This window comes from Acinetobacter sp. ATCC 27244 (genome assembly GCF_000156555.1).
Taxonomy (GTDB): Bacteria; Pseudomonadota; Gammaproteobacteria; order Pseudomonadales; family Moraxellaceae; genus Acinetobacter; species Acinetobacter haemolyticus.
In genome coordinates, this window is sequence record NZ_GG665949.1 from 108,976 (window position 1) to 125,846 (window position 16,871).

17 protein-coding genes are annotated in these 16,871 nt (G+C 38.2%); 11 read left to right on the plus strand and 6 right to left on the minus strand.

Annotation, left to right across the window (positions count from 1 at the left end):
- Positions 1-170 precede the first annotated feature (170 nt).
- Positions 171-293 carry a hypothetical protein gene (locus tag HMPREF0023_RS17005; protein WP_008940895.1) on the plus strand — a complete coding sequence of 41 codons (123 nt, stop codon included), beginning with the start codon at positions 171-173 and terminating at the stop codon, positions 291-293.
- A gap of 80 nt (positions 294-373) precedes the next feature.
- Complete coding sequence (locus HMPREF0023_RS16815; protein ID WP_008940896.1) at positions 374-628, plus strand: hypothetical protein; 255 nt, start codon at positions 374-376, stop codon at positions 626-628.
- A gap of 329 nt (positions 629-957) precedes the next feature.
- On the opposite strand, the gene HMPREF0023_RS00495 is transcribed toward HMPREF0023_RS16815, so the two are convergent.
- On the minus strand, positions 958-2,787 hold the full coding sequence (locus HMPREF0023_RS00495) for a phosphoenolpyruvate carboxykinase (GTP) (protein ID WP_004638306.1): 1,830 nt from the start codon (positions 2,785-2,787) through the stop codon (positions 958-960).
- Between the two features lie 396 nt (positions 2,788-3,183).
- Here HMPREF0023_RS00495 and HMPREF0023_RS00500 point away from each other — a divergent pair, with 396 nt between their 5' ends.
- The 5 genes from HMPREF0023_RS00500 to HMPREF0023_RS00520 all read left to right on the plus strand — a co-directional run bounded on the left by HMPREF0023_RS00500 (position 3,184) and on the right by HMPREF0023_RS00520 (position 7,918).
- The gene (locus HMPREF0023_RS00500; protein ID WP_004638308.1) at positions 3,184-4,122 is read left to right on the plus strand and encodes a diacylglycerol/lipid kinase family protein; all 939 of its coding nucleotides are present in this window, start codon (positions 3,184-3,186) and stop codon (positions 4,120-4,122) included.
- Positions 4,103-4,855, plus strand: coding sequence for a metallophosphoesterase family protein (locus HMPREF0023_RS00505; RefSeq protein ID WP_004638309.1), 753 nt, complete (start codon positions 4,103-4,105; stop codon positions 4,853-4,855). Before HMPREF0023_RS00500 ends, HMPREF0023_RS00505 begins: the two co-directional genes overlap by 20 nt.
- A 191-nt stretch (positions 4,856-5,046) precedes the next feature.
- On the plus strand, positions 5,047-5,337 hold the full coding sequence (locus HMPREF0023_RS00510; protein WP_004652030.1) for a co-chaperone GroES: 291 nt from the start codon (positions 5,047-5,049) through the stop codon (positions 5,335-5,337).
- Positions 5,338-5,394: 57 nt separating this feature from the next.
- Positions 5,395-7,029, plus strand: a complete 1,635-nt coding sequence (groL, locus tag HMPREF0023_RS00515; RefSeq protein WP_004638311.1) for a chaperonin GroEL — start codon at positions 5,395-5,397, stop codon at positions 7,027-7,029.
- 151 nt (positions 7,030-7,180) lie between these two features.
- Positions 7,181-7,918 (plus strand): hypothetical protein, encoded by a 738-nt coding sequence (locus HMPREF0023_RS00520; RefSeq protein WP_005091188.1) that lies wholly within the window; start codon positions 7,181-7,183, stop codon positions 7,916-7,918.
- A gap of 55 nt (positions 7,919-7,973) precedes the next feature.
- Here the strand turns inward: HMPREF0023_RS00520 and HMPREF0023_RS00525 are convergent, their stop codons facing one another.
- A complete protein-coding gene (locus tag HMPREF0023_RS00525; RefSeq protein ID WP_005081744.1) occupies positions 7,974-8,348 on the minus strand; it encodes a diacylglycerol kinase in 375 nt (124 codons plus the stop codon).
- A gap of 191 nt (positions 8,349-8,539) precedes the next feature.
- Here HMPREF0023_RS00525 and HMPREF0023_RS00530 point away from each other — a divergent pair, with 191 nt between their 5' ends.
- On the plus strand, positions 8,540-9,607 hold the full coding sequence (locus HMPREF0023_RS00530) for a 4-phosphoerythronate dehydrogenase (RefSeq protein ID WP_008940899.1): 1,068 nt from the start codon (positions 8,540-8,542) through the stop codon (positions 9,605-9,607).
- A complete protein-coding gene (gene epmA, locus HMPREF0023_RS00535; protein ID WP_008940900.1) occupies positions 9,604-10,590 on the plus strand; it encodes an EF-P lysine aminoacylase EpmA in 987 nt (328 codons plus the stop codon). The genes HMPREF0023_RS00530 and epmA overlap by 4 nt, the downstream gene beginning before the upstream one ends.
- 48 nt (positions 10,591-10,638) lie before the next feature.
- On the opposite strand, the gene HMPREF0023_RS00540 is transcribed toward epmA, so the two are convergent.
- Both HMPREF0023_RS00540 and HMPREF0023_RS00545 read right to left on the minus strand, forming a co-directional pair.
- Positions 10,639-10,818 carry a hypothetical protein gene (locus HMPREF0023_RS00540; protein ID WP_005081751.1) on the minus strand — a complete coding sequence of 60 codons (180 nt, stop codon included), beginning with the start codon at positions 10,816-10,818 and terminating at the stop codon, positions 10,639-10,641.
- 215 nt (positions 10,819-11,033) lie between these two features.
- Complete coding sequence (locus HMPREF0023_RS00545; protein WP_004638319.1) at positions 11,034-11,651, minus strand: rhomboid family intramembrane serine protease; 618 nt, start codon at positions 11,649-11,651, stop codon at positions 11,034-11,036.
- Between the two features lie 153 nt (positions 11,652-11,804).
- Here HMPREF0023_RS00545 and nfuA point away from each other — a divergent pair, with 153 nt between their 5' ends.
- Together nfuA and HMPREF0023_RS00555 are read left to right on the plus strand one after the other, a co-directional pair.
- Positions 11,805-12,443, plus strand: a complete 639-nt coding sequence (gene nfuA / locus HMPREF0023_RS00550) for a Fe-S biogenesis protein NfuA (protein ID WP_004638320.1) — start codon at positions 11,805-11,807, stop codon at positions 12,441-12,443.
- Between the two features lie 174 nt (positions 12,444-12,617).
- On the plus strand, positions 12,618-14,657 hold the full coding sequence (locus tag HMPREF0023_RS00555) for a ligand-gated channel protein (protein WP_017396582.1): 2,040 nt from the start codon (positions 12,618-12,620) through the stop codon (positions 14,655-14,657).
- Between the two features lie 34 nt (positions 14,658-14,691).
- On the opposite strand, the gene HMPREF0023_RS00560 is transcribed toward HMPREF0023_RS00555, so the two are convergent.
- A complete protein-coding gene (locus HMPREF0023_RS00560; protein WP_008940902.1) occupies positions 14,692-15,699 on the minus strand; it encodes a hypothetical protein in 1,008 nt (335 codons plus the stop codon).
- Between the two features lie 24 nt (positions 15,700-15,723).
- On the minus strand, positions 15,724-16,731 hold the full coding sequence (locus tag HMPREF0023_RS00565) for an alpha/beta fold hydrolase (RefSeq protein ID WP_008940903.1): 1,008 nt from the start codon (positions 16,729-16,731) through the stop codon (positions 15,724-15,726).
- Positions 16,732-16,871 lie beyond the last annotated feature (140 nt).

Consider the following 16,871-nt stretch of genomic DNA (forward strand, 5'->3'; position numbering starts at 1 on the left):
TGATATTTATAGGCAGCCAATGGCTAAAAAATAATAATGCCTCCTAATTAAGATATTTTTTATGTGGGAAATACTAATACCCCTGCTCTAAAGTCTATACAAAAGTTACTCAGTGACCCTAAGTTTAGGGAAGGAATTAATAAAGGTTTGCGATATTTAGGAGAGAAAAAGTGATTTATATTAATTCAGTAATGAGTGAAATATTAAATGATCTTTGTGTGATTGATTTGGCTGATAGTCTACAAGAGATTTTGGATAAGGATTTTGTTTTTGTGGATGGTATGTTTTTTTAAATTATAATTATATTAGTAATGAGGAGTCATTAGAAGTTATTAAAGATAGATATGGTGATATTTCGGGTTTTGAATTTTCAATGAATGCTATAAATATAGATGATTATGTTAATAATAATATAGCTGAGTATGGTTATGAATTTTTTAAAAAATTCAAGATAAAGTGGATAAATAGTAAACTTCCATCATGCTATATAGCATTATCTATTCAGTTAGATAAAGAGTTTGGAGATATGGCAAAATTCACTTTTTATATTAAAAGAGATGGTCAAGATGTAATTGATGTAGATAATATTGATGATTATCCAGAACCGCTATTGGTTGAAGTTATATAGGTGATGCAGTGGGTTGTATTTAATTATGACTCTTATAGTTAAATTTTAAAAAATATTTAACCTTATGGTAGGGGTTTATAATAAATATTTTAGCTGCTAATAGTTTATATATTTTTATCTTAAAGATACACCTGTTTTAAAAAAAGCAGGTGTTTTTTCTGGTAATAATTTTCTTTGATATTTTTATAGCTATTTTTTTACTTTGCTATTGATTGTGAAATTACTTATATTGTTTAATTGATTAGAGTTAAATTGATTCAACCTAAAACTGTTTTCTAAAAACCACATAAAAAGGTCGCCGAAGCGACCTTTTTTATGTCGTTTAATTATTAAGCAGATTTAACTGCATTTAATAGCTCATTTTGACGATCTTTAAGTGCTTGAGGTAAACGATCACCAAGTTTAGTAAATAACTCAGTGTGGCTCTCAAGTTCTTTGATCCATTGGTCTTTGTCTTGTGCTGTAACAGTTTCGAATTGCTCTTTAGAGAAGTCGATACCTGTCCAGTTCAATTGTTCGTAAGTTGGAACAAGGCCGATTGGAGTTTCAGTCGCTTCAGCACGACCTTCACAACGATCAATAATCCACTCAAGAACACGCATGTTTTGACCGAAACCAGGCCATACGAAGTTGCCTTCAGCATCACGACGGAACCAGTTTACGTTGAAGATTTTTGGTAACTTATTACCAGCAGATTCTGCTTTAGCGCCAACTTCTTGACCAAGTTGTAACCAGTGACCGAAGTAATCAGCCATGTTATAACCTGCGAAAGGAAGCATCGCAAATGGATCGCGACGAACGATACCTTGTTGACCAACAGCAGCAGCAGTTGTCTCAGAGCCCATAGTTGCAGCTTTATAAACGCCATCAACCCAGTCAAATGCTTCAGAAACTAAAGGTACTGTGTCTGCACGGCGACCACCGAAGATGAATGCAGAGATCGGCACACCTGCTGGATTTTCCCAGTCAGCGTCGATAGAAGGGCATTGACCTGCTGAAACTGTGAAACGCGCATTTGGATGAGCAGCTTTGTCTTCACCAGTATGCGGTTGACCTTTCCAGTTGGTAAGGTTCGCTGGAACTTCTTTAGAAAGACCTTCCCACCATACTTCGCCGTTATCAGTTACAGCAACGTTGGTATAGATCACATCTTTGTGAAGTGTTGCCATACAGTTCGGGTTAGTCTTGGTGTTTGTACCAGGCGCAACACCGAAGAAACCAGCTTCTGGGTTGATTGCATATAAACGACCATCTTCACCTGGTTTGATCCAAGCGATATCGTCACCTACAGTCTCAATCTTCCAACCTTCATAACCAGCTGGTGGAATTAACATTGCAAAGTTAGTTTTACCACAAGCAGAAGGGAATGCTGCTGCGATGTAGTGTTTTTCACCTTGTGGGTTTGTTACACCCAAAATCAGCATGTGCTCAGCTAACCAGCCTTGTTCACGACCCATTGCAGATGCAATACGTAAAGCTAAGCATTTTTTACCAAGTAAAGCGTTACCACCATAACCAGAACCGTAAGACCAGATTTCACGAGTTTCTGGGTAATGCACGATATATTTTTCGCTGTTGCAAGGCCAAGCAACATCTTTTTGACCATCTTTTAACGGCGCTGCAACTGTATGTACGCAAGGAATGAATTCGCCATCAGTGCCTAGAACGTCATAAACTGCTTTGCCCATACGTGCCATTTTGGTCATGCTAACCGCAACATATGGAGAATCAGTTAATTCGATACCGATGTGCGCGATATGGCTACCTAAAGGACCCATTGAGAATGGAACCACGTACATGGTACGGCCTTCCATTGCGCCATCAAATAAGCCATTTAATTTTGCACGCATTTCAGCAGGTTCAACCCAGTTATTGGTTGCACCAGCATCTTCTTGGTTTTGTGAACAGATATAAGTACGGTCTTCAACACGAGCAACGTCAGAAGGATCAGAATTTGCAAGATAAGAACCAGGATGTTTTTCTTGGTTAAGTTTTTGCATGGTGCCGTTAGCGATCATCAAGTCGATAAGACGTTGATATTCTTCTTCGCTTCCGTCACACCATTCGATTTTTGCTGGTTTGGTTAATTTTGCAATTTCTTCCACCCATGCAATTAGCTTAGGGTGACGAACGAATTCTGGTGCGTTCACTTGGGTCATGGTGATGCCTTTTTAAAGTGTGTACGACGTACAAATTCTATCTACTGGGTGACAGTAAAATAGATGAAGTAAAAAAAGTGGCTGTATTAAAGCATAAAATCCAAAAAAAAATAAGTGCAATGAATGTTGTAGTGTATTGACTCTAAACGAGTTGTTTGTATCTAAGTATTTGTTTTTATTGGCTGTGATATTTTTATTTATCTTTATTTGAATTTTTTATATGTGTTATTTTTATCAAAAATTATATTAATAAACAATATGTTGTGTGATTCATAATACTTGAGAATTATTATTGATTAAATGAATGATGTTCATTCAAAAATTACATAAACAAGCTTTTATTTGTTGATTTAGTAAACAAAAATAGGGCTATTAATCGCCCTAAGTTTGATCTCCATGAGCTTAAAATTACGACCTCTTTCGATCATTTATAATCAGAAGTCAGGATTCCACGCTGCACAACAAAGTGAAGAGTACGAACAACTGCTGACTTATTGGACGCAACATGGTTTTGAAATTCAAGTGTTTGAGTTAAGTCAACACGCCAGTTTTGATGACATGATGTCGGAGATTTTAGTGAGACATCAACAAACTGATTTTCGCGGTGTAGTGGTCGCAGCAGGTGGTGATGGGACATTGAATGCTGTCGCTCAGCGATTAATGCATACGGATATTCCGATGGGTATCATGCCTTTAGGGACATTTAATTATGTTGCTCGTGCTTTGCATATCCCGATTGATGTCGTTCAAGCGGCGGAAGTCATTGCAACTGGGAAGGTACATGAAGTACATGTCGCCAAAATCAATGATCATATTTATTTAAATAATGCGAGTTTGGGGTTATATCCTTTATTTATTAAAAAACGTGAATTATATAATCAACGTTTAGGTCGTATTCCTTTACATGCCTACACATCAGGATTGGATGTGCTCCTGCGTGAGCACAAGTCACTCAAGCTTTCAGTTACTGTAGATGGTCAGAAATATCCAGTGACTACACCACTAATTTTCTTCGGTAATAATCAGCTTCAGCTCAGTGATATGAAATTAAGAATTGCTGAGTGCGCAGCAAATGGAAAACTTGCAGGTGTTGTTGTTGCGAAAAGTGATCGTTTCAGTTTATTAAAAATGTTATGGAAATTGATTCAAGGTAAAATTGATCAGGCTTCTGACGTCTATTCATTTTGTGCTGAGAAAATCGAGGTGGGGTGTAAAAAAATGCAGTTAACGGTTGCCATCGATGGGGAACTGGTAGAAATGCAAAGCCCCTTAAAATTCTCAGTAGAAAAGTCCGCATTGAAAGTGATGGTTCCAAATGTTACTACATCTATCTGATCTGCATTTTGGAACAGAGCGAGAGGTGTGTATTGAGGCAATTCACCAATTTTGTCAGCAATATCGCCCTGAAGTGGTGGTGGTAAGTGGTGATTTAACCCAGCGAGCACGTTATCAACAGTTTTATGCATGTGTGCAGTTTTTAAATTCGCTATCTATTCCTTATTTGGTAGTACCTGGGAATCATGATATTCCGCTATACCACGTCTGGAATCGTTTTTTTTCTCCATTTTTACGTTATCAAATGTTTTTTGGCAGTTTGGAGACGACTTTAGAGACAGAGCACTTCTATATTGTTGGAATGAATAGTATTCGTAGGCGCTACCATACGCGAGGACACATTTCTTTTGACCAGATCAATGAAACCTATGAAAAGTTAAAAAATGCACCATCGGGCAAGATTAAGTTAGGGGTTTTTCATCAACCTTTTTATACTTTTCCAGATGATCATGGTGGTAAGGATTGTCCTGTTTTAGGGAAAATTGCATTACAGAAATGGGGTGAAACTGGATTATTTGGTTTGTTGCATGGGCATTTACACAAAGTTGCAGTGCATGATCTAAATCAAATTTTCGATTTAGGATTTGATCATCCGATTCTCGATATTCATGCAGGTACAGCGATATCCAATCGTGTACGTTTTGGATTGCCGAATAGTTTTAATGTGATTTTGAGCAATGGTGTGATTGAGCATTATTATTTTAATGAAGATAAAAAACAGTTTGAAAAGTAGCGTAAATAGACTGAATTTAAGATTCGTGTTCGTGATGTTTGAAAAAAGAACAAAAAGTCGAAATTTTTTTTAATTTTCCCCTTGAAGCCTTTTTTTTTAACCCCACAAAAGTGGCATATCAAAATTTTGTTGATTGCTACTGGAGTAGCAATGCAAATTAATCAAAAAGACTAAGTCTGATGGAGTTAAATATGAGCAACATTCGTCCATTACATGATCGCGTAGTGATTCGTCGCGTAGAAGAAGAAACCAAAACGGCTGGTGGTATTTTACTTCCAGGCTCTGCTGCTGAAAAACCGTCTCAAGGTGAGGTGATTGCAGTAGGTAATGGTCAGATCACTGACAATGGCGTTCGTGCTTTAGACGTTAAAGTTGGAGACAAGGTATTGTTCGGTACTTATGCAGGGACAACTGTGAAAGTAAGTGGTGAAGAACTTTTAATCATGAAAGAGTCGGATATCTTAGCTGTGCTTGAAGGCTAATCGACCTATAACTCACACATTATCAGATACAGTATTTAAAAAGATTTGGAGTTTAACATGTCAGCTAAAGACGTAAAATTTGGTGATTCAGCTCGCTCAAAAATGATCGCAGGTGTAAACGTACTTGCAGATGCAGTAAAAGTAACTTTAGGCCCTAAAGGTCGTAATGTCGTTATCGATCGTTCTTTCGGTGCGCCACACATCACTAAAGATGGTGTAACCGTTGCCAAAGAAATTTCTTTAAAAGACAAGTTTGAAAACATGGGTGCTCAACTTGTTCGCGAAGTTTCAAGCAAAACGAATGACATCGCAGGTGACGGTACAACAACTGCAACTGTACTTGCTCAAGCAATCTTAAATGAAGGGATCAAATCAGTAACGGCTGGTATGAACCCAATGGATTTAAAACGTGGTATTGATATCGCAGTGAAAACTGTAGTTGAAAATATCCGTGCCAATGCAAAACCTGCTGATGACTTCAAAGCAATTGAACAAGTCGGTTCGATCTCTGCGAACTCTGATACCACTGTAGGTAAGTTAATTGCACAAGCAATGGAAAAAGTAGGTAAAGAAGGTGTAATCACTGTTGAAGAAGGTTCTGGCTTCGAAGACGCTTTAGACGTTGTTGAAGGTATGCAGTTTGACCGCGGTTATATCTCTCCATATTTCGCGAATAAGCAAGATACGTTAACTGCTGAACTTGAAAACCCGTTCATCCTTCTTGTTGACAAAAAAATCGGTAATATTCGTGAATTAATCACCGTATTAGAAGCAGTTGCTAAAACTGGTAAACCGCTTTTAATTATTGCTGAAGATGTTGAAGGTGAAGCGCTTGCGACACTTGTTGTAAACAACATGCGCGGTATTATCAAAGTATGTGCAGTAAAAGCACCTGGCTTTGGTGACCGTCGTAAAGCAATGCTTCAAGATATCGCGATCTTAACTGGCGGTACTGTGATTTCAGAAGAAATCGGCATGGCGCTTGATCAAACAACTCTTGAGCACTTAGGTACAGCACACAAAGTAACAGTATCTAAAGAAAATACTGTGATTGTTGATGGTGCTGGTAATGCAGCTCAAATCGCTGAGCGTGTTCAACAGATCCGTGCTCAAATCGAAGAATCTACTTCTGAATATGACAAAGAAAAACTTCAAGAACGCGTTGCTAAATTAGCAGGCGGTGTTGCAGTGATTAAAATCGGTGCTGCAACTGAAGTTGAAATGAAAGAGAAGAAAGACCGTGTAGATGATGCGCTTCATGCGACTCGTGCAGCAGTTGAAGAAGGTGTTGTTGCTGGTGGTGGTGTTGCACTTGTACGTGCCGTAAATGTATTAGACGGCTTGAAAGGTGCTAACGAAGATCAAACAGCGGGTATCAATATCTTACGTCGTGCGATTGAAGCTCCACTTCGTCAAATCGTTTCAAATGCTGGTGATGAGCCTTCAGTTGTGATCAATGCAGTTAAAGCTGGCGAAGGTAACTTTGGTTATAACGCTGCAACTGGCGAATATGGTGATATGTTAGAAATGGGTATCCTTGACCCAGCTAAAGTAACGCGTTCTGCACTTGAACACGCAGCTTCTGTTGCTGGTTTAATGTTGACCACTGAGTGCATGATCACTGATATCCCAGAAGACAAACCTGCTGCTCCAGATATGGGCGGAATGGGTGGTATGGGCGGCATGATGTAATTACATCTACGTCTAGATCAAAAAAACCCTGCTTATGCAGGGTTTTTTTACGTTTGTTGAATAGTAAAAGTAAAAAAAAAGCGTTATTAATCATTCTATTCATTTTTATTAAATTAAAAATCTATTAGAACAGTAATTATTGGAGTCACTTATGTATAAATCATATTGTTTAATATTGAGTTGTACTTTGTTGAGTTTTCAAACTTATGCTGAAAGTATCAAAGATTCCTTTGCAGGGGAAACCAAAGTATTTTTAAATATTTATGGATTTGCGGCTGATATCGATGGTGTAATTGGTTATCAAGGTTTGAATTATCAGGTAGATCAACCATTCAAAGATACGCTAGAATCTTTAGATAAGGCAGTTATGGGGCATATTGAAATTAGTAAAGGGAAATGGGGTGCTTTCTCAGATATTCAATATGTAAAAACTGCCGACAAAAAAGAAGTTCATTCTTTTCCCGTCGCTTTATCAACCAAAGTAAATCTGAGCAATTTGGGAATTTACTATCGCGCCTATGAGCAATTTCCTCATGGCAAAGGTCTGGTGATCGAACCAACTCTAGGGGTGAATTATACTGACCTAGAAGGAACTCTAGAAGCGTTGGGTAAACATCTTGCAGTTGAAAAGCATTGGTCTGAATATTTCGGTGGCGCTCGTGTTCGTTACAATAGCGACTCGCCTTGGAATTTAGCAGCCCAATATACATATGGCACAGAACAAACTCAAGTTGCACAGGCCTATTTAGGATATCGTCAAAAAATATTAACGGCTCCCGTGAACTTTAGAGTCGGATATCGTTATGTGTCACAAGATTATAAAAATAGCAGTTTTAAATGGGATACCGTACAACAAGGGCCAATACTTGGAGTTGGGTTTGGTTTTTAAAAAATAATATAGAAAATAGAAGAAACAAGCGCTTTGTTGTTTCTTCTTTAAATCATTATTTAAGTAAAATAATCATCCAAGTAAAAAAGATAATAGCTAAAGAAACGAACTGGGCTGCGCTTCCCATATCTTTTGCATTCTTAGACAATTCATGTTTTTCAAGTGAAATACGGTCAACAACGGCTTCAATGGCTGAATTAAATAATTCGACAATAATTGCCAACAAACAGACAGCAACCATAAGTGCCTGCTCCAAGGCAGATACATGGATAAAAAAGCTGGCAGGAATCAAAATTAAATTAAGCAAAATAATTTGTCTAAAAGCAGCTTCATGGTTAAATGCAGCTTTAAAGCCAGCAAGCGAATAGCCTGTGGCATTTAGGATGCGTTTGATACCATTTTTGCCTTTATAGGGAGAATAAGGCGTCATAATTGAACTTACAGAAAATAATATGCTGACATTATAAAAGTAAAAAAACGATCTAGAATTGGCAAGAAGTTGCATGAGCATTTCAAAATCGTTGTCTTTCGCACCAATTTTACTCAAACATTCAGATTTGATTTGTTAATTTCTTTGATGCTTAGGATAATAAGCCCAGAGAAAATTATGGAATTGACTGCATGAAAATTATCGCAGATGAAAACTTGGCATTTACCGATTATTTTTTTGCGGAATTTGCAGAAATACAGCATCGAGCAGGACGTACGCTAAATCATGCAGATGTTCAGGATGCGGACGCTTTATTGGTTCGTTCAGTGACGAAGGTCAATCACGCTTTAATTGATCAAACTAAAATTCAATTTGTGGGTAGTGCCACGATTGGAACAGATCATCTAGATATTCAAGCTTTAGAAAATCAAAATATCTCATGGAGCAATGCTGCTGGTTGTAATGCTCAGGCGGTTGCAGAATATGTCATTACAGCCTTATTGCATTTAGATATTGAATTATTAGAAAAAGATGCCGATTTTACTTTAGGGATTGTTGGTTTAGGTAATGTGGGTAGTCGACTGTCGGTGATGGCACAACTGCTGGGGTGGAATGTGATCGGTTACGATCCTTATGTAGAACTTAATGACATTGAAAATGTTTCTTTTGATACGTTATTAATGCGTGCAGATGCGATTTCAATTCATGTCCCTTTAACTTTAACGGGTGAATATCCAACGCAGCACTTGTTCAATCAAGCGACTTTAGCAGCAATGAAACCTTCAGCCATTCTAATCAACAGCGCGCGTGGTCCTGTGATTCAGCAATCGGCATTGATGGCAGATATGATAAAAACCAAGCGTCAAGTTGTGCTGGATGTATTTGAGTTTGAACCTGAGATTCCTCAAGATTTATTAGATCTATTGGCTTTAGCGACGCCTCATATTGCTGGCTATAGTTTGGAAGGGAAGGCACGAGGTACACAGATGATTTATGATGCTTTTTGCCAAAAATTTGGTTATACCGCATCGAAGCGCTTTGAAAGTCAGTTACCAAGCGTTGAACAATATTTTGAACAACACGACTTGAAAGAAGTGTTAAAGCAACGTCTTCCCCAAATTTATAATATTAGCGAAGATGACCGACAATTAAGAGCTTGTGTACAACATGGCAAAGTTGACCAGCAAGCATTCGATTTACTGAGAAAGAATTATCCCTTACGCCGTGAATGGGCCGCGCATGGTGGACCAAAAGCATGAGTCAAGATGAAATGAAAAGCTATCAACCGACGTGTTCTATCGAAGCTCTAAAAGCGCGTGCCGAGATGTATAAAAAAATTCGCCAGTTTTTTGCAGAGCGAAATGTTTTGGAAGTCGAAACACCTATTTTGTCCCAAGCAGGGGTAACTGATGTACATTTGGCATCGGTACAAGTACAGCGCCATATTCATGGAAAATTAAATACCCAATATTTACAGACTTCTCCTGAATTTCCAATGAAGCGTCTGTTGGCAAGTGGAAGTGGGCCAATCTACCAAATCTGTAAAGTTTTTCGTGATGATGAACATGGGCGTAAGCACAATAGTGAATTTACCATGTTGGAGTGGTATAGACCCGCAATGGATTTAACAGCCTTGATGCATGAGACAGCCGATCTGTTAGAAAGCTGTTTGGCACATCGCTTTGGTGATATTCGTCCAATTGTTTTGAGTTATAAGCATGCATTTCAAGATCGCTTAGATATCAATCCATTGCAAGCATCACTCAAACAGCTCAAAGAAACGGCTCATCGTGTTGGGCTTAATTTAGATTTGGGTGATGACCGTTTAGCGTACATGGATTTATTATTCTCTCATTTTGTAGAGCCGAGTTTGGGATTTGATAAGCCTGTATTTTTGACGGATTTCCCGCCTGAAATGGCTTCACTAGCAAAAGTCAAACAGGATGAAGATGGTGAGTTAGTTGCAGCACGCTTTGAGGTCTATATAGAGGGCTTAGAGCTGGCAAATGCCTATGATGAATTGTTGGATGCGGATGTGTTAGCTTCACGTTTTGAAGCAGATAATAGGCAACGTGCTGAACAAGGTTTGCCTGTGATTCCAACTGATCAGTATTTATTGGCAGCACTTCCCAATATGCCTGAATGTTCTGGGATTGCCTTAGGTATTGATCGTTTATTGATGGTGGTGATGAATCAGGTGAATATTGATAAAGTCATCGCCTTTCCAGCAGAGATCGCTTGAACTTAAAAGCGCCTAGATGCACATCATTTAGACGCTTATAAATGATGATTAGCAACGCCCTTGTTTTGCTAGTCCTGGTGGGCAGAAATCTCCCTTACCGCCTTGACGATGGTATCTGTGGTCATAGCCATCTGGGTCAATCACCACGCTGCCACGTGGGGTATGTACTGCACATGCAGATAGGCTGAGACAGAATAAAATACTTAAGCTCAATAAAATTATTTTCATATTTATACATCCTTTGTATTTGATCTGATTAAATTTTAAGCCTATCTCATCTTTTTTACGAGTTGATTTTTTATACAGTAACATGCTTTGGTTAAATTTGACTGATGCTGATACGAGTGAAATCGATCAAAGTAATGATAATAAGAAGGTCAGATCAAATTTGATGTGTATATTTGAAAAACAAGCCTCATTTGGAGGCTTGTTTTTTTTATTGTTTAAAATGGCAATTTGGTCAGTTGATTGAGGAAATGCGGAACCACTCTAGGCTCTAAGATGATCGTCACTACAATACCATAGGCAGCTCCCCAAAGGTGGGCGCTGTGATTAATGTTACTATTGCCACGTTTGCCAGACCATACACTATATGCCACATATAAAATGGCAAAAATAATGGCAGGGACAGGGATGAAGAAGACGAAAATCAAGTTCCAAGGTTGGAACAAAATATAGGCAAAGAGTACTGCTGAAACAGCACCAGATGCTCCTAGACTTGCCCAACGTGCATCATGTCGATGTTTTAGATAGCTTGGTAAAATTGCAACAATTAGACCACCCAAATAAAATAAGACAAACCCCATGTCATAGAAAAACTGTCGATAAAAACTTTCAATGATATTGCCAAAGAAGAAAAGGGTGATCATATTGAATAGTAAATGCATACCATCAGCATGAACAAAACCATGCGTAATAAAACGATCATATTGACCACGTTGCATTGCTGGTGGCCAAAAAATAAGTCGGTTCATTACACGTTGATTGGAGAATGCGAGTAAAGAAATCGCGACTGTGATCAAAATCAGGGTCACAGTATGATTGAAGGGTAGATGTAACATAAACGTTTCAAATTGATCAGTGTCTAAGCAATAATGCCATTAAAAACTTAATAAACAATGATCTTGCATAGAATTCCTACAAAAATGGTTGATTTTTTTTCATTACCCTCCATCTTCAGTTAATATAACGACATCAGCTTGAGGATTATTGTTATGTCGACTGAGAACACCAACACTGCTGTCGCAGAAGAAATTCCAAACCTTTTGATTACTCCCTCTGCACAAGAGTATTTAAGTGATTTATTAGCAAAACAAAATACTCCAGGGATTGGCGTTCGTGTTTTTGTAGAGAATCCGGGTACTCCACGTGCTGAATGTTGTATGGCATATAGTGCACCAGAAGAAGTTATACCAACGGATTATAAACAGGACTATCCTGATTTCCCTGCTTATGTAGATGCACCATCGATTCCATATTTGGTTGATGCGGTGATTGATTACAATAAAGATCGTTTTGGTGGTCAATTAACGTTCCGTGCACCAAACTCCAAGGTGCCTCGTGTAGGGCCAGATGCTTCTATTGAAGAGCGCATTACTTATATCTTGCAATCTGAGATTAACCCAGGTCTAGCAGGGCACGGCGGTAACTGTAGCCTCGTCGAAGTTCAAGAAGATGCTGAGCATGGGCTTACTGCTGTATTGAAGTTTGGTGGTGGTTGCCAAGGTTGTTCTGCGATTGATGTAACCTTGAAACAAGGTGTAGAGACAACGCTGCGTCAACATATTCCTGAGTTACAACGTGTGGTTGACCAAACAGACCATACACAAGCAGAAGGTGCTTATTTTAAGTAAGCCTAGCATGTAGAAAATTTGAAATAGCTTCATATCTTGAGGCTATTTTTTTTGTAAATTACAATACAACTAATGATAGTAATTATCATTAATATTTACAATTATATCCAATATTGTTACCATGATGTGTGAAATATCCACTTTTAAATCACATGTTAATTTATTGGAATTTGTATGTATAAACAATCAACTCTCTCACTGCTATCTTTATCAGTTCTTGTCTGTATGTCTTCAATCGGTAATGCTTCAGCAAATGAGATTGAGGGAAATGCACGTAGTAAAGGTGAAAATTACAATAAAAATGTGACCAAATTAGATAAGATTGTTGTTACTGCGAGTGGATTTGAACAAGACATTAAAAAAGCTGCGGCTTCTATTTCGGTTCTCACACAAGAAGAAATTAATAAAAAAGCTTATCGTGATGTGACGGATGCTTTGAAAGATGTACCAGGAGTCGTGGTTACAGGTGGAGGTAGTTCAAGTGATATTAGTATTCGAGGGATGGGCAGTGCATACACTGTTATCATGGTCGATGGTAAAAAAGTAAATACGCGTTCAGTACGACCAAATAGCGATAATTCAGGAATTGAACAAGGATGGCTACCTAATATTGGAGCGATTGAACGTATCGAAGTGATTCGAGGACCAATGTCAGGTTTATACGGTTCAGATGCTATGGGGGGTGTAATTAATATCATTACTAAAAAAAATACGACTGAATGGACTGGATCTATCAAATTAGATACGACATTACAAGAAAATTCTGATTCAGGTAATCTTTATCAAACTAACGCTTATATAGCAGGCCCTTTAATTGCCAATCTCTTATCGTTTAAAGCCAATGGACTATATTCTCAGCGTGATGAAGATGATATCTATGGCGGTTACAGCAAACAAAAAATTCGTGCGGGAGGTGCTGCATTTAGTTTGACACCAAATGATGATCATACAATTGATTTGGAATATCAGCGCTCTATTCAAGCTCGTAATGCGACGGTTGGGAAAAGTATTTCTCCTGTACAAACAGGTCGAAACCCTCCAGTAAATTCGTTAGTTGATTATTATCGTACAGAGTACAGTTTAACGCATCGTGGTCAGCTTGGTGCTGTAGAGACACATTCATATATTCAACGTGAGGAGAACGAAAATCCTTCACGTAATATGGAAGCAATTAATACGACTTTTAATACCATCAATAAAATTAATTTTGACCAACATAGTTTGAGCTTTGGTGGGATGTACTTAAAAGAAGAGTTAGATGATCAAGGTAATCAATTGAGTGTGGGTGGTGCTAAACCAGTTTCACATCTAGATCGTTACAGTTGGGCATTATTTGCCGAAAATGCATGGAACATTGTGGATGATTTCACTTTGACTAGTTCGCTTCGCCTAGATAAAGATGAGAAGTTTGGCGATCACTGGAGTCCAAAAGTCTATGGTGTTTGGGGAGTAAATGATAATTGGGTAATCAAAGGTGGTTTGTCAACAGGCTATAAAACCCCAGCACTTCGTGCAACGGTTGCAGAATGGGGACAAGCGACAGGGGGAAGCCAAAGTAGTGGTGTGATTGTTGGGAATCCTAACCTGAAACCCGAAAAAAGTGTGAACTATGAAGTTTCATTTAATTGGGACAATTTAGATGATCTTACTGCTGGACTAACACTTTTTAATAGTGAATTTAAGGATAAAATTACTGAGATTAGAACATGTCAAAGCGATTCTGGTACCAGAGGCTGTGATTGGTTAGGGGAAAAGTTTGACTTTGTTAGCCTGCGAGAAAATGTTGATAAAGCCAATATGCGTGGTGCGGAAGCAACGTTTGGCTGGAAAGTTTTACCCAATGTAAACTTAAGTGCTAACTATACTTTTACGGATACCGAACAAAAAAGCGGTATCAATAAAGGTAAACCGTTAAATGAAATGCCAAAACATATGTTTAATACCACCGCAGACTGGGAGATTAATGATCAGTTCTCAAGTTGGGGGCGTGTTAATTATCGTAGTAAAACCTCGGATTATTTGAGTCGTACAGCGATGGCAAAAGGTAAACCAGCCTATACGATGGTTGATATTGGATTGAACTACAAACCAACACAGAACATCGCTGTTGCAGCAGGAATCTATAACTTATTAGACAAAGAGATTGATACAGCAACTTATAATTATGTATTAGATGGACGTCGTTATAATCTAGGTGTGACTTATAGTTTCTAAGATATAAATTCAAGGATAGGGCTGTTGTAGTGCCTTATCCTTGTAATTTAAAAATCTCAGAAACTTGCTCTGAATAATAAAACTTTTCTAGATAAGTGCGCGCACGTTGTCTTAAATAACCTGTTTGGATCACTTGTTCTAAAACAGGCACTAACAAATCATTTAATTCATTCTGAATCAAATCTTCATCAATATTGAGATCACGAAGCAACAGATCAAAAGTTCGTTCTTGATTTCGTGCATACCATGCATAAACGCCATCATGGACTTGTTGTTTCAAATAGTCGCTTTGACGAATATGATCCCAAATCTCATGTCCCATAGCCACAGTACGAGGTAAATCTTGTACTTCAATATAGTTGCGTAAAACTGACAATGGCATTACTTTGATTTTATGCCAAATATTAGCTTGAAAGTGATAGAGCTTATCATCGTTGAAGTGTTGATTTAACATTTTCTCACTCATTTGACTGATTTTTAAGATGTTCTTCTGTAAGTAGTGTCCAATGGTGTTATTGAGGTTTGAATCCGTCACGGTTTCTAAAACTGACTTTCCCATTTTCATAAACTGCCCCACACCAGGGACACGTTTAGACATCACTGAGTTGTCTAAATAATCTTGAATAGAGTGTTGAATGAGTTGTGTAATCAGTGCAGAAAACGCTGGATTATTCACAACAGTTTTGATTAATCGTTGGCGGTGTCCGCTTTTACTTGCGATGTATTGTGCGATGGAATCAATGGTTAAAACCGGGATAACATCCTCAATTGGAGTTTCATCATTGACCGGATGAATCAGTGCAAAACGGATATGTTCTGCAATCTGCTCAATTAAAAATGAACTTGCAGGTGTGGCTAAGATCTGTTTTTCGATTAAATCAAAGATTTGTTCAAATGACCAAATGTGCTGTAACTGCTGTAAGCGTAACCAATGATAGAACTGTTTAAACTCATGTTGAATAGTTTCTGTTTGAGCAAACTCATGGTCGAGAAAATCAAGTTGTGCATCAATCAATTGTTCTATCATTGGATGTTTTTCCATAGGGTTTAAATCACGCCTCTAGGTTTATGGTGTTGAAGCGGTTGCAGGCTTTTGTGCCTGAATTTTGCTCAAAAATGGTAGATACTGTTGAACAACCAATTGATCTGCTTCAAGAATCGGCATGTGTCCCACATTTTCTAAAATCACAGGCGCTTGCGCATTTTTCAATAATGACTTTAATTCTGGTGCAACTTCAACATTGATAATTTTATCTTGTTTGCCCCATAAAATAAGCGTTGGAGCATCGATAGCGCGTGCGAGCAAAGCAAAAGAGTCAGGCGTGTATAATTTATTTAGGGCAATCACTTGATCGACCATTCTTTTGGTTTGTTCAACTTGGCCGATCATCATGCGTTCTTGAGCTTGTGCAATTTCTTTCGGAATAAAAGGTGGGGCATACATCGCTTGCTGCATCAGGAAATTAAAATCTCCTTTTTTACTCACCACCATATTTCTCAGTTGATTTGGATCTTTTAGATAAGGCGTGTTTGCTGAACGATAAACGCCCGCGGCATTGACGAGAAACAAGCTCTTAGTTTCAAAAGGATATTGACCTGCATAGAGCATGGCGACTGATCCACCGAGTGAGTGACCCGCAATATGTGCTGGCCCAGTTAGGTTGGCAGCCTCAATAAAACGACGTAACTTTTCTGTTACGTTCGGAACAGAATAGTCAAAATCTTTGGGAACTTGTGTTTCACCGCTGGCTGGTAAGTCAGGAATGATGACATGATAGTTTGCGGTTAATGCATGAGCAACACGATTCCAGTTATCACGACTACCTGCCAAACCATGAATTAAAACTATAATTGGTTTACCACTTTGTCCACCTTCACTATATGACCAAGTGATATCACCTACTTTTAGGGTTTTGGTCTGTAGACCAGCCCATGAGCGTTCTTGTTGGAGTAGGTTTTGGAAACTCATTTCAATTTCAGCAGCATGTGTTGTATTTATGGTTGCTGTTAAACTAAGTGCCAATAGTGTGGCAGTGAATGTCTTAGCTATGCGTAACGAAAATGGGATATTCATCTTTGCTCAGTCCTTGATCTATTTTAAACCAATTGATTATTGAGGATGTTGCTCAGTGAGTCATTTGCATAATCTACAGGTGTATGGAAATTCTTGCCAATGAAATCAGTATTTTTAAGCTATTTTTATGATCAAAGGTA